The following is a 24,347-nucleotide window of genomic DNA, read 5'->3' on the forward strand; positions in this document are numbered from 1 at the left end:
CCAAGCCACCCGTGCGTCTAAGCGACGCGCACCCACACCGGTGCGTGGTCCGAGCCGGGGGCGTCCCAGCGTGTGGCCGGGTCCGGGCCGACCGAGGGCAGCCGGGGGGCGGCCTCGCCGGGGAGGCCGGTGCCCGCGAGGGTGACCCGGTGGACCAGGCGATGGCTCAGCAGGATGTGGTCGATCAGCTCGGGGCGTCCGGCGTGGACACGCGAGTAGCGCTGGTCGTCGGGGATGAGCGGCGCCACGTTCCACAGCCGTGCCGCGTCGCCCTTGTCCTCCCGGTCGAAGCCGCCCGTGCCGATCTCCGATCCGGGCGGGCCGAGCAGGATCTGCGTGGTCGCCGCCCGCACCTCGTCGTTCAGGTCACCCAGCACCACCACGTCCCGCTCCCGGCCGTCGTCCGCGAGCAGCGTGTCGGCCAGCGCGCGCAACGCCGTCGCCTCGGCGGCCCGGCGGTACAGCGCGTAGGCGCCGTAGCGGGCGCGTTCGCCCTCGTCGTGCGGCTGGAAGCGTTTGACCGGATAGGTCAGCAGTTTCGACTTCAGATGCGCGACGGCGAAGCTCGCGCCCTCCGTCTCCACGGCGAGCAGACCGCGCCCCGCCGACATGGTGTCGCGGCCCTCGTCGTCCGTCTGCACCGGGCGCAGCTGGTCCGGCAGGGCCTGCGTGTCGGCCAGCAGGCGCAGCGGCGTACGGCTGAGGAAGCCGACGCGGATGCCCCGGCTGTCGGGGTGCGTGGAGACCGCGGTGTGCCAGTCGCCGTCCAGCAGCCCGACCAGGTCCTCCAGCGCCGCGGGCTCACCGACCTCCTGGAGGCCCAGCAGGTCCGGATCCAGTTCGGTGATCACGGCGGCGAGGGCGGCGAGCTTGGTCCCGTACGCGGCCTCGTCCTTCGGGCCGAACGGGCCGCCGGGCCGGTAGAGGTTCTCCAGATTCCAGGTGCCTACGAGCATTCCGGGCCCCTTTCCCAGAGCCGGGAGGCGGGCTGTGGTGGGGTCAGGGTGCGCGCCCGGACCACTTCGCGACAGGGCCGGAACCGGATGCGCGGTTCCGCTCACGTCGCGGTACCACCCCGCCGTACGTTGGCGTGATGACGACTTCTCCCGCCGACCTCATCATCACGGGATGCACCGCCCTCGTGCATGTCGAGCGGGACGAAGGGCTCGCCGGGCCTTCCGCCTCCGGCGGACCCCTCGCGTCCGGTGGCCCCGGCGACGACCGGGAGGTCGCCTTCCTGGAGGACGCCGCGATCGTCGTCCGCGACGGGGTCATCGAGTCCGTCACCGCCGCCGCGGACGTCGCCGGGACGGCCGCCCTGGAGCGCGTCGACGCGCGCGGCCAGGCCGCCCTGCCCGGCCTGATCAACTGCCACACGCACGCCCCGATGGTCGCCCTGCGCGGGATCGCCGAGGACCTGCCCACCGAGGAGTGGTTCAACGACGTGGTCTGGCCCGTCGAGTCCAACCTCACCGCGCGGGACGTCGAACTCGGCGCCAGGCTGGCCTGCGCCGAGATGATCCGCGGCGGTGTCACCTGCTTCGCCGACCACTACTTCGCCATGGACGCGGTCGCCGCCGTCGTCGAGGAGTGCGGGATCCGGGCCCACCTGGGCGAGGCCTTCTTCTCGTCCCAGGGACCGCGAGGACGCGAGCGGTCCCTGGAGTTCGCGCTGCGGCACCGGGGCGGCGCCGGCGGCCGTATCACCACCGCCCTCGCCCCGCACGCCCCCTACACGGTCGACGACGCCGACCTGGCCGCCACCGCCGGACTGGCCCTGGAGCACGGGCTGCCGGTACATCTGCACGCCGCCGAGAACCGCGACCAGACCGACACCGGCCTCGCCCGGCACGGCGTCACCCCGATCGGCGTCCTGGAGCGCACCGGCCTGCTGGACACCGATGTCCTCATCGCACACGGCACCGGCATCGCCGACCGCGACCTGCCGGTCCTTCAGCGGGCCACCGGGCGGATCGCCGTCGCGAGCGCACCGCGCGGATACCTGAAATTCGCCTGGCCCACCACGACACCGATCCGGGCCCTGCGCGCCCTCGGCATCCCGGTGGGGCTGGCCACGGACGGCGCCGCGTCCAACAACTCCCTCGACGTGTGGGAGGCCATGGCGCTCACCGCCCTCGTCCAGAAGGCGACCGAGGGCGACCCGCGATGGCTGACCTCCCGTCAGGCCCTGCACCACGCCACGCTGCAAAGTGCCCGCGCGGTGGGCCTCGACGGCGTCGTCGGCTCCCTGGCGCCCGGTCACCGCGCGGACATCGTGCTCGTCGACCTCACGGGCCCGCACACCCAGCCCGTCCACGACCTGGCCGCCACCCTGGTGCACAGCGCCCGCGCCTCCGACGTCCGCACCACGATCGTCGACGGCCGGATCCTGATGCGGGACCGCGAACTGCTGACGCTGGACGTGCCGTCGGTGGTCCGCGAGCTGGAGGAGCGGCTGCCCTCCCTCCTCGACCGGAGGCACGGACGGCGCATCCAGCACTACGACACCTGACGGAGAGGAAACTCCTCGCGAGCCGGCGATGAGTTCCGCCTCTGCCGTCGGTCATCCCTCCGAACGAACCGTTGCCCAGGAGGGGTCATGTCGCTGCCGGAGATCGTCTCGCGGGAACAGTGGCGCGAGGCGCGCGAGGAACTGCTGGTCAAGGAGAAGGCGGTCACCCGCGCGCGGGACGCGCTGAACGCGGAGCGGCGCGGACTGCCGATGGTGGAGATCGACAAGGAGTACGTCTTCGAGGGCGGTGACGGCAAGGCCACCCTGTCCGACCTCTTCGAGGGCCGCCATCAGCTCGTCGTCCACCACTTCATGTTCGCCCCTCAGTGGGACGCCGGCTGCCGAGGCTGCTCGGCCTTCCTCGACCAGGTGGGCCATCTGGCGCACCTCCACGCGCGCGGGACGTCGTTCGCGGTCGTGTCCCGGGCGCCGTACACCAAGCTGCTGCCGTTCAAGGCGCGGATGGGCTGGACCCTGCCCTGGTACTCCTCGTACGGCGACGGCTTCAACCACGACTTCGAGGCGACCCTGGAGCACGAGGGTGCGTCCGTCGAGCGGGCGGGCATCAGCTGCTTCCTGCGCGACGGCGATCGGGTCTTCCACACGTACTCGACGTACGGGCGGGGCCTGGACGGCCTCGGTTCGACCACCAGCCTCCTCGATCTGACGGCCCTGGGGCGGCAGGAAGAGTGGGAGCGGCCCGAGGGGCGCGCGTCGGCGTACGGGGCGCCTGCGGGCAGTGAGAGCATCCGGTATCACGATGAGTACGAGGACTGAGAGGTCACGTAGCCGACAACCGGTGTTTCCTCTGAGGCGTCTCACTCTTAGGGATGAACGAGTGTCAACTACGTCTCAGTCGCGTCACCGAACGAGGTGTATGACCTTCGACGGGCGTTAACTCGTACATGTACGACGCTCTCTGGAGGTGCAGGGTGAACGGGCGAACGGTGCTCGAGTGTTTTCCCGCCGGTGGTCCGCGCGGATCGTGGCCGGCGGAGGAGTTCGCTGACGCGCGGCGTCAGGAGGGCATGGCGGCGGAGGTCGTCATGGACCTCGAGACGGACCGGTTCCTGGTGATCGTCCGCGAGGCCGTGGTCGAGGCCGCGTGAGGTGTGGGGTGTGCGGTGCCCGGTGTGAAGTGCCCCGTGCGAGGTGCCCCGTGCGAGGTGCGCCGAGTGAGGTGCGCGGTGAGGTGTGCGGTCAGCCCGCCTTCGGGGCGGGCACCCGCGCGGTGAACTGTTCCGCCTGGAGCGCGTACAGCTCCGCGTAGACACCGCCCTCGGCCAGCAGCTCCTCCGGCGTTCCGGACTCCACCAGCCGCCCCTGGTCCAGGACGTGCACCAGGTCCGCGTGGCGCACGGACGCCAGCCGGTGGGTGATGAGCACGACCGTCTGCCCGGTCCCCGCCAGCGCGCGGATCTTCTCGAAGACCTCCAGCTCCGCGCGGGCGTCCAGCGCCGCGGTCGGTTCGTCCACGATCAGGATGCTGCCGCGCCGGTACGCCGCGCGGGCGATGCCGAGCCGCTGCCACTGCCCGCCCGACAGTTCGTGTCCGCCGCTGAAGTTGCGGGCCAAGAGGGTGTCCAGACCCCGCGGCAGGTCCTCTACGACCTCCTCCGCGCCGGCCTCGCCGATCGCGGCGGACAGCCGGTCCTCGGACACCGGCGCGGACGGGCGGCCCACCGCCACGTTCACCCGCGCGGTGAACGGCCAGCGCTTGAAGTCCTGCGCCACCATGGCGATCCGCTCGGCCAGCCGGTGCCGGTCCGCCGTCGCCGCGTCCACGCCGTCCCACAGGACCCGGCCCCGGTCCGGCGTGTACAGCCCGGCGAGCAGTTTCACCAGGGTCGTCTTGCCCGAGCCGTTCTCGCCGACCAGGGCGATGATCCGCCCGAGCGGCAGGGTGAGCGTGACGTCGTCGAGCGCGGGGCGGGCCCCTTCGCCCGGATAGCTGAACGTGACGTTCTCGAAGCGGATCTCGCGCGGATCCTCCGGCAGGGCCGCGCCGCCGACCGGGATCGCCCGTTCGGCCGCCTCCGCGTACAGCCGTTCCAGATCACCTACGAACAGCGCCTCCTCGTGCAGCTGGTTCACCTCCAGCACCAGGGAGTCCAGGCTCTGGGAGCCGGTGCGGATGGCGATCACGGCCGTCCCGGCCACCGACAGGGACATCGCGCCGGCGAGCAGCAGCCCGCCGAGCGTCGCGTACGTCGCCACCGACGCGAGGCCCGTCCAGGCCGCCGCGATCAGGCCGGTCCTGGCCGCCAGCCGGGCCAGCCGGGCCTGCTCCGCCTCCGCCGTCTCCGACATCGCCCGGTAGTGCCGCAGCAGGAAGGGGCCGACGCCGTGCACGCGGATCTCCGGGGCGGCGGCCGGTTCCGTGAGCAGGCTGCCGATCAGATGCCCCGCGCGGACGTGCTGCACCCAGGTGTGGAAGGACTCGTAGTGGCGCCGGGCGATCGTGAGCGCGCTCCAGGCGCTGGGCAGCGTCATGGTCACCAGGAGCGGGAGCAGGACGGGGTGCAGGACGGTCAGTACGCCGGCCGCCGCGATCAAGGAGATCGCCGCGTTCACCACGCGGGTGCCGTACACGATCATCTGGCGGGTGGCGGAGGCGCCGTACTGGGCGGTGTCCAGCAGCTTGTGGAAGGCGTGGTCCTCGATCGCGGCCAGTTCCACGGCCGCCGCCCGCTCCAGGTACAGCTCGGTCGCCACCCGCTCGACCTTCGGCTCCAGCCGGCCCGTGGCGTACGTCGACGCGGCCCGCAGCAGGGCGGCGACCAGGAGGACGGCGGTCATGGTGACCAGCGCGGGGGCGATGCCGCGCAGCCGGTCCTCGATCGGGCCGCCGCCCATCAGGCCGCCGAGCGCGCTGTTCACCGCCAGCAGGCTCACCGCCTGGGCCACGCCCCGGCCCGCCTCGGCGGCCAGCACCGTCCGCGCGGCCCGCCGATCGGCCCGGTGGGCCAGGCGGAGGCTGGAGGCGAGCAGGGCGGGCAGCCGTCTCACCATCGCGCGGAAGGTCAGTTCCAGGAACGCGTCGGCGTGCTGGTTCCAGCCCATGTCGTACCGCAGCGGCCCGCCGAACAGCAGTTGCTCCGACTCGGACAGCCCCGGCTGCGCCCCTTCGCCCTTCGTCCCCACCGCTCGCCTCCCCCGATCAGGCGGAAAGGGCCACTATCGCGGCGCGGCGGGCGCCGGGGCAGGGCGCAGCGGGCCGGGGCGGGGGTGCGCGGGCGTGCGCGGGGGAGGGGTGGCGCGGGGCCGGGGGGCCGGTGCGGGGTCGAGGGGCCGGTGCGGGCCGGGTGGGGGTGCGCGGGCCGAGGGGTTCGTGCGGGCCGGGTGAATGTGCGCGGGGCCGGTGGGCGTGTGCGAGGCGCAGGGGTCTGTGCGGGGCCGGTGGGCGTGTGCGAGGCGCAGGGGTCTGTGCGGGGCCGGTGGGCGTGTGCGGGGTGGGCCCGATGGCTTGGCGTTGGGCCGAGTGCTCGGGTCGACGGCGTGGGCCGATGGCTTGGGCCGACGTCGGGCCGGTTTACGCGGACCGTTCTCGCGGCCGCGGTACGCGGACGGTTCCCGCGGTCGCCTTACGCGGCCGGTCTACGCGGTGACCGTCCGCGACCATGTCGGTGCCGTTCCCGTGAGCCGGCACAGGGTCAGGTAAAGGGGGATCGGCGGGGTGTACGGAAGCTCGCCGTCGGGCCGGTGGATGAGGCGCGGCGCGTCGGACACGATCGCGCCTCTCGCGTACCGCGTGGGGGCGGGCCACTCCAGGTCGTGGTCGGAGTCGGACGGGACCAGCCACCACCAGTGGGTGTCGTCGGCGTACACACAGCCCACGCGCGGCAGCCGGGGCAGCACCAGCGGTCCGAAGCGGGCGGGCACGGCGACCGCGTCGCAGCCCAGCGGGGCCGTCATGCCGTCGGGGACGGACAGCCGGCGGGCCGCGTCGGACGCACGCCGCTCGCGGCCCAGGCGGACCAGCGTGTCCAGGTTGCGCACCCGCCCGAGGCCGGACGGGCGCGTCACACGGCCCCCCAGCCCGGGCCGCGCCCGAACGGAGGGACTCCCGTGGCCCCCGTTGCCTGGTGCGACTCGGGCCGTGCGAGCGGGGGTTCCGGCTCGGCGCGGCGGTGCGGCAGGTGCGGCTCGTACGCGTCGCCCGGCATGAGCACGGTGCGCGGGTCGGTGCGGCCGGGTTCCTCGGCGGATATCAGGTCCTGCGCCTCCGCCTCGTCCTCCTCGCCCGGTCCGCCGTCCGCCGGGCCCGGCTGAGGGCGGGCGCCCCAGCCGAGGTCGGCGCTGGGCGCGTCTGCCTGGCGGGGCAGCTCGGCCCAGACCAGCAGACCGGGGCCATGTTCCTGGGCACCCCAGGCATGGCTCAGGGCGTCGACGAGAAGCAGTCCCCTCCCGTGCTCCTCGTCCGGCCGCTGCGGGGACGGTTGCGGCTCGCCCGGCGCGCACCCCTGGTCGCGTACGGCTATGCGCACGAGTTCGGCGCCGTCGTGCAGCTCGCAGACGACCATCTCGCTCGCGGTGTGCACTATGGCGTTCGTGACCAGCTCGGACACCACGAGGGCGGCCGAGTCACAGGTGTCCTCGCTCACCGACCAGCCGGTCAGCCGAGCCCTCGTCAGGCGTCTGGCCTGCGCGGGGGAACCCGGGTGTGCGGCCAGTTCGAAGCGGAACCGGCGCTCGGCAGCGCCCCCCGAGGGGACGGCTCCCGTGGTGGCGCCGAGGCCGAACGGGCGGCCGCCGGCGGCGTCTGTTCCTAAGGGCGCGGACGGAATCACGCTTGCCACTATCTCCCCGGCGTGAACACTTGGCAAGTGTCACTCTGAAAATTGCAGAGTGCGGTGTGACTCTCTGAACGGTCATGGCACACTGCACGCAACAGCACGTCGAGCGGCGCCACTTGGGACTGCCGAAGGTCTGTATCACCCGGTTCTGACCGATTTGAAACTATTCCGGGTGGTCGTTGGTCGGATGATTTCCGGCCAAGAGCAGATCTTCGAACGGTCTTCGATTGGCGCCGCCGGGCTGTCCGGAATTCTTCGCTGGAGGTGGAGCGTGAGCGAGCCGCGGTCCGCGCCGACGGTCGGCCAGGTCGTCCTCGGTCGGCGCCTGCTCGACCTGCGGGAACGCGCGGGTCTCAAGCGCGAGGAGGCCGCCCGCGTCCTCCATGTCGCGCCCGCCACGATCCGCCGGATGGAGACCGCCGAGGTCGCCCTCAAGATCCCGTACCTCCAACTGCTCCTGAAGGCCTACGGTGTGCCCGACGCCGAGGCCGACGCCTTCGTGCGGCTGGCCGAGGACGCCAACAAGCCCGGCTGGTGGCAGCGTTTCCACGACATCCTGCCCGGCTGGTTCTCGATGTACGTCAGCCTGGAGGGCGCGGCCAGCCTCATCCGCAGCTACGAACCCCACTTCGTCCCCGGCCTCTTGCAGACCGAGGACTACGCGCGCGGGGTCATGACCTCGGGAGCCGTCGGCCAGACCCGGCCCGAAGACACCGAGCGCCATGTCGCCCTGCGCATGCAACGCCAGGAACTGCTCACCCGCCCGGACGCCCCCCGGCTCTGGATGGTGATGGACGAGACCGCGCTGCGCCGCCCCGTCGGCGGCCCGGAGGTGATGCGTGCGCAGATCGACAAGCTGCTGGAGGCCGCGGAGCTGCCCCATCTGACGTTGCAGGTCGTCCCGTTCTCCACCGGGCCGCACCCCGGCACGTACGGGCCCTTCGTGCTGTTCCGATTCGCCATGCCGGAACTCCCGGACATGGTCTACAGCGAGTACCTGACCGGCGCCGTCTACCTCGACGCGCGCGCCGAGGTGGCGACCCACCTGGAGGTCATGGACCGCATGGCGGCGCAGGCCGCTACGGCACAACGCACGAAGGAGATCCTGCGGGATCTCCGCAAGGAGCTGTGAATGGATCGCATCACGTCCCAGACGGGGCCGAGGAACCGCACCGAGCGGATCTACAACGGCATGCCCGCGCGGGAACTGGGCAGCGAGGGCTGGCACAAGCCGTGGAGCGGCGGCAACGGGGGCAACTGCCTGGAGGCGATGAAGCTCGCCGACGGCCGGATCGCCGTACGGCAGTCCACCGATCCCGACGGGCCGGCGCTGATCTACACCTCCGACGAGATGACCGCGTTCATCGAGGGGGCGAAGGCGGGGGTGGCGGATTTCCTGCTGTCGTGAACCGATCTGATTGATGCTGCTGCTCTGCTGTCCCGCCGTTCCGCTGTCCCGCCGTTCCGCTGTCCCGCCGTTCCGCTGTTCGCTGATCTGCTGTTCTGGCTAACTTCTGCGTTCGAATCCCCTCGTGCTGTTCCTCCTCACCCCTTCCTCTCCATGGAGTGCCGTATGACCGGGCAGGACCCCGCCGGCGCCATCCGCATCGACACCGCGAAACCGCATCCCGCGCGGATGTACGACTGGTATCTCGGCGGCAAGGACAACTACCCCGTCGACGAGGAGCTGGGGCGGCAGATGCTGGCTCTCGACCCGCGGGTACCGGTCATGGCACGTGTCAACCGCGCGTTCATGCACCGGGCCACCCGCTGGCTGGCGCAGCACGGCGTACGGCAGTTCCTGGACATCGGCACCGGCATCCCGACCGAGCCGAACCTGCACCAGGTCGCCCAGGCCGTCGCACCCGGCACCCGCGTCGTGTACTGCGACAACGACCCGATCGTGCTGGCCCACGCCGCGGCGCTGCTGCGGGGTACGCCGGAGGGCGCGACCGAGTACCTCCAGGCGGACGTGCGCGATCCGGCCGCCATCCTGGACGGGGCCAGGAAGGTCCTGGACCTCGATCGGCCGGTGGCGCTCTCCCTGGTGGCGCTGCTGCACTTCGTCCCCGACGAGGACGGCGCGCACGAACTGGTGGACCGGCTGCTGGCCGAACTGCCCTCCGGCAGCCACCTGGTGATGACCCACGCCACCGCCGACTTCACCCCGCAGGAGTCGGCCGCGGCGACCGCGAAGCTCAAGGCGGCGGGCGTCACCCTGGCGCTGCGCTCCCGCGCGGAGTTCACCCGCTTCTTCGACGGCCTCGACCTGGTCGATCCCGGTGTCGCGGTGGTCAACGCCTGGCGTCCCGAACTGGGCGAACCGGTGCCCGGCGAGGACGACGGGGTGATTCCGGGGTACGGGGCGGTGGGCCGCAAGCCGTAGAGCGACGCGGACGGCCCCCGCACGCCGCCTCATGGCGGCGAGCGGGGCCTCTGATCGCCCCTTCACGGCGGCGAGCGGAGCCTCTTACCCCGCCCCTTCACGGCGGCGGGAGGACCCCGCACAGCGCCTCCAGGGCCGCCCCGTAGGCGTGCTCCGACGGTGTGGCGTACCCGACGACCAGGCCGTCCGCCGCCGCAGTGGTGGCCTCCGGATGCCGGAACCCGGCCAGGCCGTCGAGGGCGATGCCCTGCCAGGTGGCGGCCTTCACCACGGACCGCTCGGTGCCGGGCGGCAGCCGCAGCACGGCGTGCAGTCCCGCCGCGACACCGGTGACCTCGATGTGCGGCGCCTGTTCGGCGAGGGCGGCGACCAGCCGGTCCCGGCGGCCCCGGTACCGCTGCCGCATCCGCCGCACATGACGGTCGTACGACCCTCGGGAAATGAAGTCGGCCAGGCTCAGCTGCTCCAGCACGCCGGCCCACGCCTCGCGCTCGCCCTTGGCGGCGAGGACGCCGTCCACGTACCGCTCCGGCAGGACCATCCAGCCCAGCCGCAGCGCCGGTGACAGGCTCTTGCTGACCGAGCCGATGTAGACGACCCGCTCCGGGTCGAGGCCCTGGACGGCGCCTACGGGCTTGCGGTCGTAGCGGAACTCCCCGTCGTAGTCGTCCTCCAGGATCACGCCTCCACGCGCGCGTGCCCAGTCGACGACGGCGGCGCGGCGGGTGGGGTGCAGGGGGCCGCCGGTCGGGAACTGGTGCGCGGGGGTGAGCAGGACGGCCCGCTCGCGCGCCAGCAGGTCGACCCGTGCGCCGTCCTCGTCCAGCGGGAGCGGGACCGTACGGACACCCGCGGTCGTCAGCAGGTCGCGGTGGAAGCCCAGCCCGTACGCCTCGACCGCCAGCGGGCCGCGCAGGACGGCCGTGTCGCCGCTGTGGCCGCCGGTGCCGCCCGGGTGGAAGAGGAGGCGCAGGGCGTGGGCGAAGCCGGAGCAGATGACGATGCGGTCCGGCTCGGTGCGCACACCACGCGCGCGTGCCAGGTACTCGGTCAGCGCCTCGCGCAGCTCCCGGCGGCCGGCCGGATCACCCGGCCCGAACACCTCGTTGGGCGCCTGCTGAAGGGCCCGCCGGTAGGAGGCGAGCCAGTCCGCGCGGGGGAACGCCGATGCGTCCGGGGTGCCCTGCCGCAGGTCGTGCCGTGGTCCACGCGCGCGTGGCGGTGCCTTTTTGGCGACCCGCGCTGTGCGCTTGAGGGGCTCGGCGCGGTCGGCGACCCGGGTGCCGGAGCCCTGCCGCGCGGTCAGCCATCCCTCGGCGACGAGTTCCGCGTAGGCGTCGGCCACCGTGTTGCGGGCGACGCCGAGGTCCGCGGCGAGCGAGCGGTACGGCGGCAGCCGCGTGCCGGGTGCCATCCGGCCGCTGCGCACGGCCTCCCGCAACGCCCGGATGAGCGCGGCCCGCCGCCCGCCCGGACCCGACAGCTCGAGGTGCAGATCGGCACCGATCCGCTCCGCCGCATTGACCCATGAATCAGTCACGGAAATGAACCCTACAGCCGGTCTTTGCGGGCCGTAGCGTGAAGCACATGACGACGACCACGGCGAACGCGACGACCACGGCGGACGCGACGACCACGGCGGACGCAACGGCCACGGCGACCCCGGGGACCCCGATGACGGCGACGGACGCGGCGATCACGACGGCGATGCACACGACCGGCGCCTCCGCCGGGACGGCCGGCAAGCAGCCCCGGCTCGACTTCGCCCGGACCGCGCCGAAGGCCTTCCGCGCCCTGGTCGGCTTCGACGCCGCCGCCCGCGCGAGCCTGGACCCGGCCCTGGTGGAGCTGATCCAGATCCGCGCCTCGCACCTCAACCACTGCGCGTACTGCCTGCACATGCACACGAGTGACGCGCGCCGGGCCGGTGAGAGCGAGGAGCGGCTGCACATGGTCGCCGTGTGGGGCGAGGCCCGGCACTTCTTCACCGAGCGGGAGCAGGCCGCCCTCGCCCTGACGGAGGCCGTGACCCTGGTGGCCGACCGAGGCGTCCCGGACGACGTCTACGCCGAGGCCGCGGCCCACTTCGACGAGGAGGAACTCGCTCAGGTCCTCGCCCTGATCTGCGCGATCAACACCTGGAACCGGGTGGCCCTGGCCACGGCGAAGCGCGCCGGCACGGACGAACGCCGCCGCTGAACCACTCACTCCGCGGACGACGGCGCCGGCACCCGCGCATCAGGCTGCCCTACGGCCCGACCGGCGTCGGCACCGGCGCCAACAGGCTCATCAAGCGGCCCTACTGCCCGACCGGCGCTGGCACCCGCGCCTATAGGCTCATCGGCCGGTCGTAGGACCGACCGGCGCCGACCCCCGCGCCTACAGGCTCATCGGCCGGTCGTACGGGCCGATCGGCGCCGGCAGGCGGGAGGTGCCCGCCAGATGGCGGTCGACGGCGGCGGCGACCGCCCGTCCCTCCGCGATCGCCCAGACGATGAGCGACTGCCCCCGTGCCGCGTCCCCGGCGGCGAACACGCCGGGCACGTTGGTCGCGAAGCCTTCGTCGCGGGCGAGCGTGCCGCGCGGCTCGACACCCAGCCCGAGCTGATCGATGAGCCCGTCTTCCGGATCCGGCCCCGAGAAGCCCAGGGCCAGCAGCACCAGGTCGGCGGGGAGGCGGCGGTCGGTCCCTGGCAGCGGGTTGCGCCGCTCGTCCACCTCGACGAGATGCAGAGAACGCACCCGTCCGTCGGCGTCGCCCGTGAGGCGCAGCGTCGACGCGGCGAACAGCCGGGCGTCGGCGTCCGCCGCCGGAGCCGTCCGCAGCTCGCCGGCCTCCTCGTGCGCGGCGGACAGCCGGTAGATCCGCGGATACGTCGGCCAGGGCTCGGTGTCCTCGTCCCGTCCGGGGTCCGGCCGGCCGTAGATGTCCAGCTGGCTCACGGACGCGGCACCCTGCCGTACCGCCGTGCCCAGACAGTCCGCCCCGGTGTCGCCGCCGCCCACGATCACCACGTGCTTGCCGGCGGCGGACAGCGGGGACGTCTCCAGGTCGCCCTCGCAGACCCGATTGGCCAGCGGCAGGTACTCCATCGCCTGGTGCACCCCGGCCAACTCGCGTCCCGGCACCGGCAGTTCCCGCCACGCGGTCGCGCCGGTGGCGATCACCACGGCGTCGTAGCGGGCCCGCAGTTCGGCCGCGTCGACGTCCCGGCCGACCGCCGTCGAGGGGCGGAACTTCGTGCCCTCGGCCCGCATCTGCTCCAACCGCCGCTCCAGATGGTGCTTCTCCATCTTGAACTCGGGGATGCCGTACCGCATCAGCCCGCCGAGCCGGTCGTCCTTCTCGTACACCGCGACCGTGTGCCCGGCGCGGGTCAGCTGCTGTGCCGCCGCCAGCCCGGTGGGGCCCGAGCCGATCACCGCGACCGTGCGGCCGGAGAGCCGGTCCGGCGGGCGGGGCGGGGAGAAACCTTCCTCCCAGGCGCGGTCGGCGATCGCGCACTCCACGTTCTTGATGGTGACGGCCGGCTGGTTGATGGCGAGGACACAGCCCGCCTCGCACGGCGCCGGGCACAACCGGCCGGTGAACTCGGGGAAGTTGTTCGTCGCGTGCAGCCGCTCCGCCGCCGCTCGCCAGTCCTCGCGGGAGACCAGGTCGTTCCAGTCGGGGATCAGGTTTCCCAGCGGACAGGCGTGATGGCAGAACGGGATGCCGCAGTCCATGCAGCGGTCGGCCTGCTTGCTGATGATCGGCAGCAGCGCGCCCGGGACGTACACCTCGTTCCAGTCCCGCACCCGCTCCTCGACGGGCCGGCGGGGCCAGTCCTGGCGGGGCGTGGTCATGAATCCCTTGGGATCGGCCATGGCCGTCTCCCTACGCTTCCTGGCGTACGTACCTCGCGCACGCGTGCGGCGGGCCGGGCGTCGTCGGCGGCACTCTTTCGGACACGATACGTCCCCTTTGTCGGGTGTGCAGAGTGGCCGGACGGCGCTTTGCTCAGGTCAGCGCCAGTACGTACGCGAGCGCGGCGGCGGCCGAGGCGACCGTCCGCACGTGGTTCCACGCCGTCCACTCACGCACATACGCCGTCCAGTACGCGGCCGCCTGCGGTGCGCCCGGGTCCAGCCGGCGCAGGGCCTCGTTACGCGGCACGTTGGCACCCGCGGTCACCCCGAACGATCCGACCAGGAACAGCCCGCTGCCCACCAGCAGCTCCACCGCGCCCGCCTCCGGCCACCGCACGAACGTCACCACGGCGATCACCGCGCTCAGCACCGCCGACCCGAGGAAGACGGTCATGAAGGCGGGCCGCACCGCCGCCGCGTTGACCGCCCGCATCGCCGCGATCCCCTGTGCGGGCGGCAGTGCGGCGAGCCCGCGCATCACGAAGGCCGAGAAGGCGCAGAAGACACCGGCCGTGAGGCCGGTCCCGAGCACGGCCAGCACCGTCAGCGCGAAGTACGGTCCGTCGATGTCGATCACGCCGCCACCCCCATCTCCCATCTCCCCGCGGAGCCGTCCGGCCGTCCCGCGTGCCGTCAACCGGCGGTGCAGCCGTCCGGCCGTGCGGTCATCGGGCCGACCCGCGGTGCGGTCACCCGACCGGGCAGCCATCCGTCCGTGCAGCCGTCCAGCCGGCCCGGAGTCCGCCACTGCCGTCCCCGGGCGCCGTCGCCGCCTCTGTTCCCACCAGTCAAGCCGGGAGCGCCGCCGCGGACCATGCTCGAACGCCGCACGCGCATGACCGAGCGTCCAGCCCACCGCCGGCGGCGACGTCGTTCCTCCCTCACCCCGCCACCTCACCCCGCCGAGTCGACCCCGGCCTCCCGCCACCCCCGCAGCACCGTCTCGGCCGCCGCCGCGATCCGGCGCCGGGCCTCGTGCCGCGGCACCCCGGCCATCAGCAGCCGGTCGTACGGCGTGTCCACATGCCGCACGGAGGCCACGACCGCCGACGTCACCGCGCTCTCGCTCAGCGCCCGCCCCGCCGCGCTGCGGCCGACCCGTCCGCTGCCCCGTGCCGAGGCATGCTCGGCGATCTCCCGTGCCCGCGCACCCGGGCACCCGGGGAAGAGCCGTCGTATCTCGGCCGCGAACGCCTCGGCGAACCGCACGTCCTGCTCGGCACGCCGCCGCGCGTCCCGCATCCGCCGACGGCGCCGCGCCTCCGCGTCCGCCAGACACCGCCGCTCGGCCCGGGCCAGCCCGGCACCCTCCACCAGGACGCCCTGCCGCTCGTACCGCCCCTTGCGCCGGTTGAACCGCACGACCACCACCGACAGCCCGCTCTCCTCCCGCGCCCTGCGGGTCAGCGCCGTGTCGCCGCGCGGCAGGAACACCAGGTGTCCGAGGTCGGCGCAGTCCAGGCAGCGTGCCACCCCTTCCTCCAGGACGAGCAGCGACAGCGGCCCGCGCCGGCACGCAGCACAGCGTCTGCGCTTCAGCGGCTGGACGGCGAGAAGTCCGGTGGGGATCGGGGGAGTCGCGGGTACGGCCATACCCCGTTCATGCCCTCGGGCCCCCGTGGGCCACGCCACCACAGGGACGCGTCGCGACCGTGCGTTGTCGCATCATGGGCCCTGTGCGACTCGAAGCGATCACCTGGGACCGGCTCGGCGATCTCCTGGCCGAGCGGCTGCTCGACCTGAAGCCCGGCGACGGCAGCCCCTGGCCACGCATCGCCTTCGACGGCGCCCCCGCGGCCCGGCCCGGGGACCTCGCCGAGCGGGTCCACGAGGCCCTGCGGCTGCGCGGCCGCCCTTCCCTGGTGGTGGGCGCGGAGGGCTTCCTGCGGCCCGCCTCGCTCCGGCTGGAGTACGGCCACCAGGACGTGGATGCCTACTACGACGGCTGGTTCGACACCGGCGCGCTGTGGCGCGAGGTGTTCGGCCCGCTCGAAGCCGGCGGCGACGGCCGCGTCCTGCCCGACCTCTGGGACCCGGCCACCGACCGAGCCACCCGCAGCCCGTACGTCCAACTCCCGCCGGGCGGCGTCCTCTTGCTGCACGGTCCGCTTCTGCTGAGGCACTGGTTCCCCTTCGACCTGACCGTCCACGTCCTCCTCTCCCCGCCAGCCCTGCGCCGCCGCACCCCCGAGGCCGAGCGCTGGACGCTGCCCGCCTTCGACCGCTACGACGACGAGACTGATCCCGCCGGCACGGCAGACGTCCTCGTGCGCGCCGACGATCCGCGCCGCCCGGCGTGGAGCGGCTGACCCACTCCGATTCCGGGGGTGCTGGGCCGGAGGCCGCCAGGCCCGGGCTGAGCCCGCCCAGGTGCGGGTGCGAGAGGGCGCGACGAGAATGGAGTTGCCGCCGGGACCAGCGGTGCCCCCTGTGCCGCATCGGCCGTCCGGCACCGGGAGGTACACCATGACCACTGCCGGAGACATCATGCACCGCGGAGCCCAGTGGATCCCGGCCCACGAGACCCTGGACCGCGCCGCTCAGCTGATGCGCGAACTGGGCGTCGGAGCCCTGCCGATCAGCGACGAGAACGAACGGCTGTGCGGCATCCTCACCGACCGCGACATCGTCGTCGGCTGTGTGGCGGTGGGGCACGATCCGTCCAAGGTCACCGCGGGCGACATGGCCCAGGGGACACCGCGCTGGATCGACGCGGACGCCGACGTCGGCGAGGTGCTCCAGGAGATGGAGGACCACCGGATCCGCCGACTGCCCGTCATCGAGAACAAGCGGCTGGTCGGCATGATCAGCGAGTCCGACCTGGCCCGGCACCTGTCCGACGACCAGATGGCCGGCTGGGCGGAGCGGGTCTACGCCAGGGGCTGACACCCTTCGGTCACGGCTGCCGTGGCGACTCGGCTGCCGTGGCGACTCGGCGCTCGCCTCGGCGTGAGGGCCTCATGACCCCACGTGGTCGGCTCAGAGCCAGCCGTTGCGCCGGAAGCCCCGGTACAGCACCAGACAGGCCACCGTTATGACCCCGATGACCATGCCGTAGCCGTACCGCCAGTGCAGCTCCGGCATGTGCTCGAAGTTCATGCCGTACATCCCGCACACCATCGTCGGCACGGCGACGATCGCGGCCCACGCCGTGATCTTCCGCATGTCCTCGTTCTGCGCCACGGTGACCTGCGCGAGGTGGGCCTGGAGGATCGAGTTGAGGAGTTCGTCGAAGGCGGCGAGCTGCTCGGTGGCCCGGATCAGATGGTCGGAGACATCGCGGAAGTACGCCTGTATCTCCGGGTCCACCACCCGGGTCGGCCGGTCGGCGAGGTCCTTCAGCGGCCGGCCCAGCGGGACGACGGCGCGCTTGAGCTCCAGCAGCTCCCGCTTGAGCTGGTAGATCCGACCGGGGTCGGCCCGCGCGCCGTTCTCCGCGAAGACGTCCGTCTCGACCTGCTCGATGTCCGCCTGGACCGCGTCGATGACGTGCAGGTAGTCGTCGACGACGTGGTCGGCGATCGCGTGCAGCACCGCCGACGGGCCCTTGGCGAGCTGGTCCGCGCGGGACTCCAGCTCCTCGCGCAGCGGCCCCAGTGAGCCGTGCCGCCCGTGCCGCACGGTGATCACGAAGTCCTGGCCGACGAACACCATGATCTCGCCGGTGTCCACCACCTCGCTGGTGGCCGTCAGCTCCTCGTGCTCGACATAGCAGACCGTCTTGAACACCGCGAACAGCGTCTCGCCGTACCGCTCCACCTTCGGTCGCTGGTGGGCCTCGACGGCGTCCTCGACGGCGAGCGGATGCAGGTCGAACAGCTCGGCGACACCCACGAACTCCTGGTTCGTCGGCTCGTGCAGACCGAGCCACACGAAGCCGTCGCGGTTCTTGCGGACCCGCTCCACCGCGTCCACCAGGTCGCCGCCGAGCGGCAGCCGGGACCCTTCCGCGTACGCCACGCAGTTCACGACGGAGGAGCCCAGCGGGGACCGGGCGGGGTGACTGAGGTCGACGCGCGGCCGCCGCCGGGTCAGTCGTGCCACCTTGCGGAGGCCGCTGACCCTGCCGAGACTCGTGACCTTCCGCAGATTCCCTGCCATGGACATCTGGATCTCCTTGCGTGGATCCTCTCGCGCCGCGTTTCCGCGCCTGTCGCGCCAGTGTGCCAGGACGGCGCGAACGGTGGGAAAGCCTGTGGGAGGCATGAGTTCCGCTTTGTTCCCGCCTGTGGACAACGGGACTTCACATGCCGCCGGAGCGTCGACCGCGCTGGACAAGTCGGGCAACTGGGATGATCGCGCCATGACGCTAACGGACGGAAACCCCCTCGACCATCGGCAGGCGGGGTCGGCCGAGCGCTCCGGAGCCCTCGCCGCCCTCTTCGACCCCACGACCTTCCGTCACCTGGAAAAGTTCGGCGTCGGACCCGGCTGGCGCTGCTGGGAGATCGGCGCGGGCGGCGGCACGGTCGTCTCCTGGCTGGCCAAGAGGGTCGGCCCGACCGGGAAGGTCGTCGCCACCGCCGCCGACGCCTCCTGGGCCGCCACGCCCTCCCGGCCGCCGGTGGAGCTGCGCGTCCACGACGTGAGCGCTCAGGAGCCGCCGGGGGAGGGATTCGACCTCGTCCACGCCCGGCTGGTGCTCGCCGGGGTGCCCGACTGCGCGGGAGCGTTGCGGTCGATGGCCAAGGCCCTGCGTCCGGGCGGCCGGCTCCTCGTCGAGGACATCGACCTCGCTCTGCAACCGCTGGTCTGCCCCGACCAGTACGGCCCCGAGCAGCAGCTGGCGAACCGGCTGCGGGAGGCGCTGCGCCGGCTCCTGTCCGGCAGCGGCGCCGACCTCGCCTTCGGCCGCGGACTTCCGCGCCTGCTGCGCGCGGCCGGACTGCGCGGCGTCGAGGCCGACGCGTACTTCCCCGTCACCGCGCCTGCCTGCGCCACCCTGGAGTCCACGACGATCCGTCAGATCCGCGCCGAACTCGTCTCCGCCGGCCTCGCCACCGCCCAGGAGATCGACCACCACCTGACGAACGTCGCCTCCGGCGACATGGACCTGGCCGCACCACCCATGATCTCGGCATGGGGGCGCAAGCCGTAGGAACGGGCGGCCTCCGCCCGGGCGACCCACCAACGGGGCGTCACCCCGCCGACCCACCACCGGGCCACCGCTCCGACGGCCCGCCCCCGGCGGCGTACCGCTCCCGTCGGCCCGCCGCTGCGGTGCGCCCCGTCGATCCGCCACCGGCGTACCGCCTCGCCTGCCCGCCACCGGCGTACCGCCAGGCCTGCCCGCCACCGGCGTACCGCACCCCCCGTCGGCCCGCCGCTGCGGTACGCCCCGCGCCCTCTCGGTTCAGTCCGCCGCCGGAGGCCTGCCGCCCACCCGCTCGACGGCCAGGGCCCCCGCCGCACACCCCGCCCGCGCCGCCGCCTCCGGTTCGGCACCGGCGAGTACGGCCGCGAGGAAAGCGCCCGTGAACGCGTCACCGGCGCCGGTGGTGTCCCGAGCGGTCGCCGCCACGGCGCCGACGTGCGCGGTCACGGAACCGGACCGGGCCACCAGCGCACCGTCGGCACCCAGCTTGGCGACCACCAGCGGGACGCGTCGGCTCAGTTCCGCCGCCGCCTGCGCCGCGTCGGGCAGCCCGGTGAGCAGCCGGGCCTCGTCGCGGCTGGGCAGCAGGACGTCTACGTCCTCGGCCAGCGCCAGGAAGCGGTCCGCTCCCAGATCCTTGAGGAACCCGGCCGACGCCGGATCCAGGCTCACCGGCACGCCACGCGCGCGTGCCGCAGCCACGGCCACCGCCACCAGCGCCCGGCTCGGCTCGGAGAACAGCAGATAGCCCGACAGATGCAACCACGCGACCCCGTCGAGCAGCGCGTCCGACCAGTCACCGGGATCGAGCCGCAGGGAGGCCCCGCTGTCGGTCAGGAAGGTCCGCTCGGCCGCCGCGCCCGTGTCGACCAGGCAGATCACCGTTCCGGTCGGCGCCCGCGGATCGACGACCAGCCGCGCCCGCACCCCCCGGGCCGCCAGCTCCCGCTCGTGCCACGCGACCGCTTCCGCACCCACCCGTCCGAGCAGCCGCACGTCCGCGCACCCCGAATGAGCCGCCCAGCAGGCCACGTTGGCGCCGGCGCCGCCGGGAACGGTACGGATCGAGGCAGCCGTGTCGGTGCCCGGTGCCAAGGGGCCGCCGTGCCGTGCGACGACGTCCGTGATCACGTCCCCGACGACCAGCAGCGCGCCCGGAGCCCGCACCTCCACCTCGCCGAGAGCCGACCCCTGCGTCAGGCTCCCCACGGTGCTCCCGGCCGACCCTTGCGTCAGGCTTCCCACCCCGCCCCCCGCCGCCCCCTGCCTCGGGCTCCCCGCCGTGCCCCCAGCCGCACTCCCCGCCTCGCTCACTCCGCGCTCACGCCTCGGCCCAGGCCGCCGCGATCCGCCCCGCCAGCCGTACGTTGCCCCGCACCGCCGCCAGATTGGCGCTCAGCGAGGCGCCGTCGGTGTGCCGCACCAGATGGTCGAGCAGGAACGGTGTCACCGCCTGACCGGTGACCCCCTCCTCCTCGCAGGCGCGCAGCGCGTCGGCGAGCACGCGCGCGTGCAGCTCAGGGTCCAGCTGCTCCGCCCGCGGCACCGGGTTGGCCACGATCAGCGCCGACTCCGGCATGGTGAGCGCGTCCTGAGCACGCATCACCTCCGCCACCTGCGCGGGGCTGTCCAGCGTCCAGTCCACCGGATGGCCCGAGTCGGACAGGTAGAAGCCGGGGAACCGGTCCGTGCCGTACCCGGCCACCGCCACGCCCAGCGTCTCCAGCCGCTGCAAGGTCGCCGGCACGTCCAGGATCGACTTGACTCCCGCGCACACCACGGTGATCCGGGTGCGGGCCAGCAGTCCCAGGTCGGCCGACTCGTCCTGCGTCACCGTCCACTGCCGGTGCACCCCGCCCAGCCCGCCGGTGGCGAACACCCGGACACCGGCCCGCGCCGCGAGCAGCGCCGTCGCCGACACCGTCGTCGCGCCGCTCGCCCCGGCGGCCACGGCGAGCGGCAGGTCCCGGTGGCCGAGTTTGCGGATGCCCTCCTCGTTGGCGATCCGCTCCACCTGGCCCTTGTCCAGCCCGACGTGCGGCCGCCCGTCCAGGACGGCGATCGTCGCCGGGACGGCGCCTTCCCGTCGTACGGCCTCCTCCAGCTCCAGCGCCACCTGGAGATTGCGCGGGCGCGGCAGCCCGTGCGCGATGATCGTGGACTCCAGCGCCACCACGGGCCGACGCGCGTCGACGGCCTCCCGCACCTCTTCCGACACCACCAGCGTCACGCGCCTGCCTCCTGTCCGTCGGCCCCCTTCCCTCATCTCTGGCGGGCGGCGCGCCGGGTCAAACCCCTTGCGGCCCACGGGGCACACCAGCAGCCTGGGGCCCATGACCGACAACTCGACACGTCTCGACCACGTCGTCCTCTGGGTGCGCGATCCGATCGCCGCGGCGGACTTCTACGAGCAGGCCGTCGGCCTGGAACCCCTCAGAGTCGCCGACTTCGCCGCGGGCGAGGTCTCCTTCCCGTCCGTCCGCGTGAACGAGGAGACGATCCTCGACCTGGCCCCGCCGGCCATGGCGCAACGCATGAACATGCTCCCCGGCGCCGCCGACAGCGCGGGCCATCTCGTCAACCACGTCTGCCTGTCGCTGACCTCCGACGCCTTCGACGCGCTCCGCGCCCGGCTGCGGGAGCACGCGGTGCCCGTGTCGGACATCGGGCACGACTCCTATGGCGCCCGCGGCCCGGCCCGGCGCAGCTTCTACTTCCGCGACCCCGACGGCAACATCTTCGAGGCACGCCACTACGCGTGACGGAGCACGCCCGCCCCGGGAAGCACGGGCCCACTACGCGTGACGGAGCACGCCCGCCCGGGGACGCTAACCACTACGCGTGACGCTGCGCACCCGCCCCGGGAGCACGGGCCACTACGCGTGACGGCGCACGCCCGCCCGGGAAGCGCGAACCACAACGCCTGACGCGGCACACCCGCCCCGGAAGCCCGCGCCGCTACGCGTCACGCCGCACGCCCGACCGCAAGCGCGCGCTCAGAACAGCGGCTCGGGCAGGACGCCCTCCAGGGCCAGCAGCCTCCGCTTGGTCTCCAGGCCCCCGCCGAACCCGCCGATGCCGCCGTCGCGCTCGACCACCCGGTGACAGGGGACGACGACCGGCAGCGGGTTGGCGCCCATCGCCGCGCCCACCGCCTGCGCCGCGCCGGGCTGGCCGACCCGGTCGGCCAGATCGCCGTAGCCCACGACCGTGCCGAAAGGGACACCGGAGGCCAGAGCATGCAGCACCTGGCGGTTGAAGCCCGAGATCAGCGACCAGTCCAGCGGCAGCTCGAAGTCGTGCCGGGCGCCCTCGAAGTAGGCCTCGACCTGGCGTATCGCCTCGGCCAGCAGCGGGGAGCCGGGCGCCTCGACGGGCTCGGTCCCCAGCCGGGACGCCAGCCGCTCAAGTGCCTTGTCCCGCACGGCGTCGGTGGCGTGGAAGACCACGTTGACCAGGCCCTCGCGGGTGGCGGCCAGCAGCAGCGGACCGATGTCGGTGCCGACGACGGTCCACACGACCTGCCGCTCGTACTGCCCATCGCTGTTCATGCGATCCACCGTACGGCCCGCCACTGACAACGCCCGCCACCCGCGGAGCCGTCATACCTCGTCCAGCGCCTCCCGCACCACGTCGGGCCGGTTGCTGATGATGCCGTCCACCCCGGAGCCGGCGACGGTCCGCGCGATGTCCGCGGTGTCGACGGTCCAGGTGGATACCTGCAGCCTGAGGTCGTGCGGCCCGGTGAAGGCTTGGACGGCGGCGACGTAGCCGACCGAGACGGAGCTGTACGGCGGGTTGACCTGATCGACGAACCGCGCGTACTCCGGCAGCTCCGCGACCGGCGGTGTCCCGAGGAAGCCGGTGCGGACGCCGGGGCGCAGTGCGTGGACGGTCCGCATGCTGTCGGCGCTGAAACTCTGCACGACCAGCCGGCTCGCCACATGCCGGCGGTCGAGCCAGCCCTCGTTGGCGAGGACCTTGAGCGTGTCCCGCTCGATGCCCGGGTACAGCTCCGGCTTCTTGATCTCCAGCAGCAGTTTCTGGTCGTGGGACTCCACCCGCCGCAGATACTTCTTCAGCGTGGGCACGCGCGCGCCCGCGTACGCGGGACCGAACCAGCTGCCGGCGTCCAGGCGGGCGATCTCGGCGGCGGTGAAGTCCTTCACCTGCCACGGCGCCCGGTCCGGGAAGACCGCCTCGACATCCGTGGTCCGCCGCAGACTGTCGTCGTGGATCACCACGAGTTCACCGTCCTTGGTCCGCTGGACGTCGTTCTCGACCCAGTCGATGCCCAGCTCGGCTGCCTTGTCGACGGCGGCCAGGGTGTTCTCGGGCGCGTAGGCGGAGGCCCCTCGGTGGGCGATCACCACGGGCCGGGCCACCGCGGCCCCGGCCGGGGCGTGGGAGGTCGGGAAGATCAGGGCGGCGGTGCCCAGGAGGGCGGTGGTCGTGGCGGCGGCTGCGCGTGGGTGCATGCGTACTCCTCGCGTCGGGCGATCACGGTCAGCACCACTGTGACAGCAGAGGGTCAACACGCGGGGCATGCGGGATGACCACGGATGGAATGGCGTTGCCGGGGGGCGTCACGAGGGCCGCACAACTGGGGCGGGGACGTGTTTCTTTGCCGGAAAGTCGTTCGACCATTCCGGTGGGGGTCATACTCTCTGCCTCAACCCTGACCGCTCGGGCGGTCCTGGGAGGGGGCGTATTTCAGGAAATTCCGGGACGGAAGAGGGCGGAAAGGCAGCCGCGCATGCAAGGCACGGTCGACGGATTCAGCTACGGCCTCGTCACGCCGCTGGTGGCCTATTTCATGGCCTGCCTCGGCGGCGCGCTCGGGCTGCGCTGCACCACCAGATCCATGCTGGTGGCCGGCTCCTGGCGGCCCGGCTGGCTCGCCCTCGGCTCGGCGGCCATCGGCTCCGGCATCTGGACCATGCACTTCATCGCGATGATGGGCTTCTCGGTCCAGGAGGCCCCGATCCACTACGACAAGCCGATGACGTACGCCAGTCTGGGCGTCGCCATCGTGATGGTGGGCATCGGGATCTTCATCGTCGGCTATCGGGGCGCACAAGGAACCGCCCTGTTCACCGGCGGCACCATCACGGGACTGGGCGTCGCCTCGATGCACTACCTGGGCATGGCCGGCATGCGACTGAACGGCAGGCTGGACTACAACACCTTCACCGTCGCCGCCTCCGTCGTCATAGCGATGGCCGCGGCCACGGCCGCCCTGTGGGCGGCCGGACAGGTGCGGGGATTCCTGTGGAGCATCGGCGCGAGCCTGGTCATGGGCCTCGCCGTCACCGGCATGCACTACACCGGCATGGCCGCCATGAGCGTCCATCTGCACGGCACCGCCGACCCCGCCACCGGCGACTCGCCCGCCGCGCTGCTGGCGCCGATGCTGATCGGCCCGCTGGCCTTCCTGTGCCTCGCGGGCGTCGTGGTGATGTTCGATCCGCTGATGGTCATGGGCAAGCCGGAGTGGCCCCGGCCGGAGGACAAGCCCGGCGTCCCGGCCCACGCCGCCGTCCACCACCCGGGCACCGGCTTCCCGCTCCGCACCCGCCGGCCGCCGGTCGGCCGCCGGTCCCGCACCCCGCAGAACCGCTGATCCGAGCCCGTTGTCAGTGGCGGGTC

Annotated in this window: 24 protein-coding genes and 1 pseudogene; 12 read left to right on the plus strand and 13 right to left on the minus strand. The window is 73.1% G+C overall.

Annotated elements, in window-relative coordinates:
• Positions 1-17 precede the first annotated feature (17 nt).
• Positions 18-956 carry an endonuclease/exonuclease/phosphatase family protein gene (locus tag ABT232_RS14545; protein ID WP_351840129.1) on the minus strand — a complete coding sequence of 313 codons (939 nt, stop codon included), beginning with the start codon at positions 954-956 and terminating at the stop codon, positions 18-20.
• 137 nt (positions 957-1,093) lie between these two features.
• Between ABT232_RS14545 and ABT232_RS14550 the strand changes: the two genes are divergently transcribed.
• The 3 genes from ABT232_RS14550 to ABT232_RS14560 all read left to right on the plus strand — a co-directional run bounded on the left by ABT232_RS14550 (position 1,094) and on the right by ABT232_RS14560 (position 3,621).
• On the plus strand, positions 1,094-2,512 hold the full coding sequence (locus ABT232_RS14550; protein ID WP_351840131.1) for an amidohydrolase: 1,419 nt from the start codon (positions 1,094-1,096) through the stop codon (positions 2,510-2,512).
• A gap of 87 nt (positions 2,513-2,599) precedes the next feature.
• A complete protein-coding gene (locus ABT232_RS14555; RefSeq protein ID WP_351840133.1) occupies positions 2,600-3,289 on the plus strand; it encodes a DUF899 domain-containing protein in 690 nt (229 codons plus the stop codon).
• A gap of 155 nt (positions 3,290-3,444) precedes the next feature.
• Entirely contained in the window at positions 3,445-3,621 is a 177-nt protein-coding gene (locus ABT232_RS14560) for a DUF8839 family protein (protein ID WP_502975394.1), read from the plus strand.
• 91 nt (positions 3,622-3,712) lie between these two features.
• Here ABT232_RS14560 and ABT232_RS14565 read toward each other — a convergent pair whose 3' ends face one another.
• The 3 genes and pseudogenes from ABT232_RS14565 to ABT232_RS14575 form a co-directional block, all read right to left on the minus strand.
• Complete coding sequence (locus ABT232_RS14565) at positions 3,713-5,575, minus strand: ABC transporter ATP-binding protein (RefSeq protein ID WP_351840207.1); 1,863 nt, start codon at positions 5,573-5,575, stop codon at positions 3,713-3,715.
• A 534-nt stretch (positions 5,576-6,109) separates the two neighbouring features.
• A complete protein-coding gene (locus ABT232_RS14570; RefSeq protein WP_351840135.1) occupies positions 6,110-6,538 on the minus strand; it encodes a hypothetical protein in 429 nt (142 codons plus the stop codon).
• Between the two features lie 161 nt (positions 6,539-6,699).
• Positions 6,700-7,338 (minus strand): annotated as a pseudogene (locus ABT232_RS14575) (ATP-binding protein); the annotation flags it as partial.
• 241 nt (positions 7,339-7,579) lie between these two features.
• Here ABT232_RS14575 and ABT232_RS14580 point away from each other — a divergent pair.
• The 3 genes from ABT232_RS14580 (at position 7,580) to ABT232_RS14590 (ending at position 9,694) form a co-directional block, all read left to right on the plus strand.
• Complete coding sequence (locus ABT232_RS14580; RefSeq protein WP_351840137.1) at positions 7,580-8,440, plus strand: Sco1979 family transcriptional regulator; 861 nt, start codon at positions 7,580-7,582, stop codon at positions 8,438-8,440.
• A complete protein-coding gene (locus tag ABT232_RS14585) occupies positions 8,441-8,716 on the plus strand; it encodes a DUF397 domain-containing protein (protein ID WP_351840139.1) in 276 nt (91 codons plus the stop codon).
• A 165-nt stretch (positions 8,717-8,881) separates the two neighbouring features.
• Positions 8,882-9,694 carry an SAM-dependent methyltransferase gene (locus ABT232_RS14590; protein ID WP_351840141.1) on the plus strand — a complete coding sequence of 271 codons (813 nt, stop codon included), beginning with the start codon at positions 8,882-8,884 and terminating at the stop codon, positions 9,692-9,694.
• Between the two features lie 97 nt (positions 9,695-9,791).
• Here ABT232_RS14590 and pdxR read toward each other — a convergent pair whose 3' ends face one another.
• A complete protein-coding gene (pdxR, locus tag ABT232_RS14595) occupies positions 9,792-11,234 on the minus strand; it encodes a MocR-like pyridoxine biosynthesis transcription factor PdxR (RefSeq protein WP_351840143.1) in 1,443 nt (480 codons plus the stop codon).
• Positions 11,235-11,401: 167 nt separating this feature from the next.
• Here pdxR and ABT232_RS14600 point away from each other — a divergent pair, with 167 nt between their 5' ends.
• Entirely contained in the window at positions 11,402-11,893 is a 492-nt protein-coding gene (locus ABT232_RS14600) for a carboxymuconolactone decarboxylase family protein (RefSeq protein WP_351840209.1), read from the plus strand.
• A 180-nt stretch (positions 11,894-12,073) separates the two neighbouring features.
• On the opposite strand, the gene ABT232_RS14605 is transcribed toward ABT232_RS14600, so the two are convergent.
• The 3 genes from ABT232_RS14605 to ABT232_RS14615 all read right to left on the minus strand — a co-directional run bounded on the left by ABT232_RS14605 (position 12,074) and on the right by ABT232_RS14615 (position 15,196).
• Positions 12,074-13,561 (minus strand): glutamate synthase subunit beta, encoded by a 1,488-nt coding sequence (locus ABT232_RS14605; RefSeq protein ID WP_351840145.1) that lies wholly within the window; start codon positions 13,559-13,561, stop codon positions 12,074-12,076.
• A gap of 133 nt (positions 13,562-13,694) precedes the next feature.
• A complete protein-coding gene (locus tag ABT232_RS14610; RefSeq protein WP_450871811.1) occupies positions 13,695-14,201 on the minus strand; it encodes an anthrone oxygenase family protein in 507 nt (168 codons plus the stop codon).
• A gap of 296 nt (positions 14,202-14,497) precedes the next feature.
• Positions 14,498-15,196, minus strand: coding sequence for a DUF2293 domain-containing protein (locus ABT232_RS14615; RefSeq protein ID WP_351840149.1), 699 nt, complete (start codon positions 15,194-15,196; stop codon positions 14,498-14,500).
• A gap of 74 nt (positions 15,197-15,270) precedes the next feature.
• Between ABT232_RS14615 and ABT232_RS14620 the strand changes: the two genes are divergently transcribed.
• Both ABT232_RS14620 and ABT232_RS14625 read left to right on the plus strand, forming a co-directional pair.
• Positions 15,271-15,912 carry a nucleoside/nucleotide kinase family protein gene (locus ABT232_RS14620; protein ID WP_351840151.1) on the plus strand — a complete coding sequence of 214 codons (642 nt, stop codon included), beginning with the start codon at positions 15,271-15,273 and terminating at the stop codon, positions 15,910-15,912.
• Positions 15,913-16,069: 157 nt separating this feature from the next.
• On the plus strand, positions 16,070-16,489 hold the full coding sequence (locus ABT232_RS14625) for a CBS domain-containing protein (RefSeq protein ID WP_351840153.1): 420 nt from the start codon (positions 16,070-16,072) through the stop codon (positions 16,487-16,489).
• A gap of 93 nt (positions 16,490-16,582) precedes the next feature.
• Here the strand turns inward: ABT232_RS14625 and ABT232_RS14630 are convergent, their stop codons facing one another.
• Positions 16,583-17,710, minus strand: a complete 1,128-nt coding sequence (locus ABT232_RS14630; RefSeq protein ID WP_351840155.1) for a magnesium and cobalt transport protein CorA — start codon at positions 17,708-17,710, stop codon at positions 16,583-16,585.
• 196 nt (positions 17,711-17,906) lie between these two features.
• Between ABT232_RS14630 and ABT232_RS14635 the strand changes: the two genes are divergently transcribed.
• Complete coding sequence (locus tag ABT232_RS14635; protein WP_351840157.1) at positions 17,907-18,701, plus strand: methyltransferase domain-containing protein; 795 nt, start codon at positions 17,907-17,909, stop codon at positions 18,699-18,701.
• Positions 18,702-18,956: 255 nt separating this feature from the next.
• Here ABT232_RS14635 and ABT232_RS14640 read toward each other — a convergent pair whose 3' ends face one another.
• Positions 18,957-19,907, minus strand: coding sequence for a carbohydrate kinase family protein (locus ABT232_RS14640; protein ID WP_351840159.1), 951 nt, complete (start codon positions 19,905-19,907; stop codon positions 18,957-18,959).
• A gap of 112 nt (positions 19,908-20,019) precedes the next feature.
• Positions 20,020-20,928, minus strand: coding sequence for a pseudouridine-5'-phosphate glycosidase (locus ABT232_RS14645; protein ID WP_351840161.1), 909 nt, complete (start codon positions 20,926-20,928; stop codon positions 20,020-20,022).
• A gap of 103 nt (positions 20,929-21,031) precedes the next feature.
• On the opposite strand from ABT232_RS14645, the gene ABT232_RS14650 reads away from it, so the two are divergent.
• A complete protein-coding gene (locus ABT232_RS14650) occupies positions 21,032-21,460 on the plus strand; it encodes a VOC family protein (RefSeq protein WP_351840163.1) in 429 nt (142 codons plus the stop codon).
• Positions 21,461-21,694: 234 nt separating this feature from the next.
• Here the strand turns inward: ABT232_RS14650 and ABT232_RS14655 are convergent, their stop codons facing one another.
• Together ABT232_RS14655 and ABT232_RS14660 are read right to left on the minus strand one after the other, a co-directional pair.
• Entirely contained in the window at positions 21,695-22,249 is a 555-nt protein-coding gene (locus tag ABT232_RS14655) for a methylated-DNA--[protein]-cysteine S-methyltransferase (protein WP_351840165.1), read from the minus strand.
• A gap of 51 nt (positions 22,250-22,300) precedes the next feature.
• Positions 22,301-23,176 (minus strand): glycerophosphodiester phosphodiesterase, encoded by an 876-nt coding sequence (locus ABT232_RS14660; protein WP_351840167.1) that lies wholly within the window; start codon positions 23,174-23,176, stop codon positions 22,301-22,303.
• Between the two features lie 278 nt (positions 23,177-23,454).
• Between ABT232_RS14660 and ABT232_RS14665 the strand changes: the two genes are divergently transcribed.
• A complete protein-coding gene (locus tag ABT232_RS14665; RefSeq protein ID WP_351840169.1) occupies positions 23,455-24,321 on the plus strand; it encodes an MHYT domain-containing protein in 867 nt (288 codons plus the stop codon).
• The last annotated feature ends 26 nt before the right edge of the window (positions 24,322-24,347 follow it).

Source organism: Streptomyces sp. NPDC001532 (assembly GCF_040298625.1).
Classification (GTDB): Bacteria; Actinomycetota; Actinomycetes; order Streptomycetales; family Streptomycetaceae; genus Streptomyces.

Bases quoted from the DNA above. Each gene is read 5' to 3' on its own strand.
- ABT232_RS14545 (WP_351840129.1), bottom strand. From the start codon at position 956: ATGCTCGTAGGCACCTGGAATCTGGAGAACCTCTACCGGCCCGGCGGC.
- ABT232_RS14555 (WP_351840133.1), top strand. From the start codon at position 2,600: ATGTCGCTGCCGGAGATCGTCTCGCGGGAACAGTGGCGCGAGGCGCGC.
- ABT232_RS14615 (WP_351840149.1), bottom strand. From the start codon at position 15,196: ATGGCCGTACCCGCGACTCCCCCGATCCCCACCGGACTTCTCGCCGTC.
- ABT232_RS14600 (WP_351840209.1), top strand. From the start codon at position 11,402: ATGCACACGACCGGCGCCTCCGCCGGGACGGCCGGCAAGCAGCCCCGG.
- ABT232_RS14585 (WP_351840139.1), top strand. From the start codon at position 8,441: ATGGATCGCATCACGTCCCAGACGGGGCCGAGGAACCGCACCGAGCGG.
- ABT232_RS14635 (WP_351840157.1), top strand. From the start codon at position 17,907: ATGACGCTAACGGACGGAAACCCCCTCGACCATCGGCAGGCGGGGTCG.
- ABT232_RS14610 (WP_450871811.1), bottom strand. From the start codon at position 14,201: ATGGGAGATGGGGGTGGCGGCGTGATCGACATCGACGGACCGTACTTC.
- ABT232_RS14565 (WP_351840207.1), bottom strand. From the start codon at position 5,575: ATGGGCTGGAACCAGCACGCCGACGCGTTCCTGGAACTGACCTTCCGC.
- ABT232_RS14630 (WP_351840155.1), bottom strand. From the start codon at position 17,710: ATGTCCATGGCAGGGAATCTGCGGAAGGTCACGAGTCTCGGCAGGGTC.
- ABT232_RS14650 (WP_351840163.1), top strand. From the start codon at position 21,032: ATGACCGACAACTCGACACGTCTCGACCACGTCGTCCTCTGGGTGCGC.
- ABT232_RS14550 (WP_351840131.1), top strand. From the start codon at position 1,094: ATGACGACTTCTCCCGCCGACCTCATCATCACGGGATGCACCGCCCTC.
- ABT232_RS14665 (WP_351840169.1), top strand. From the start codon at position 23,455: ATGCAAGGCACGGTCGACGGATTCAGCTACGGCCTCGTCACGCCGCTG.
- ABT232_RS14655 (WP_351840165.1), bottom strand. From the start codon at position 22,249: ATGAACAGCGATGGGCAGTACGAGCGGCAGGTCGTGTGGACCGTCGTC.
- ABT232_RS14660 (WP_351840167.1), bottom strand. From the start codon at position 23,176: ATGCACCCACGCGCAGCCGCCGCCACGACCACCGCCCTCCTGGGCACC.
- ABT232_RS14605 (WP_351840145.1), bottom strand. From the start codon at position 13,561: ATGGCCGATCCCAAGGGATTCATGACCACGCCCCGCCAGGACTGGCCC.
- ABT232_RS14625 (WP_351840153.1), top strand. From the start codon at position 16,070: ATGACCACTGCCGGAGACATCATGCACCGCGGAGCCCAGTGGATCCCG.
- ABT232_RS14620 (WP_351840151.1), top strand. From the start codon at position 15,271: ATGGGCCCTGTGCGACTCGAAGCGATCACCTGGGACCGGCTCGGCGAT.
- ABT232_RS14590 (WP_351840141.1), top strand. From the start codon at position 8,882: ATGACCGGGCAGGACCCCGCCGGCGCCATCCGCATCGACACCGCGAAA.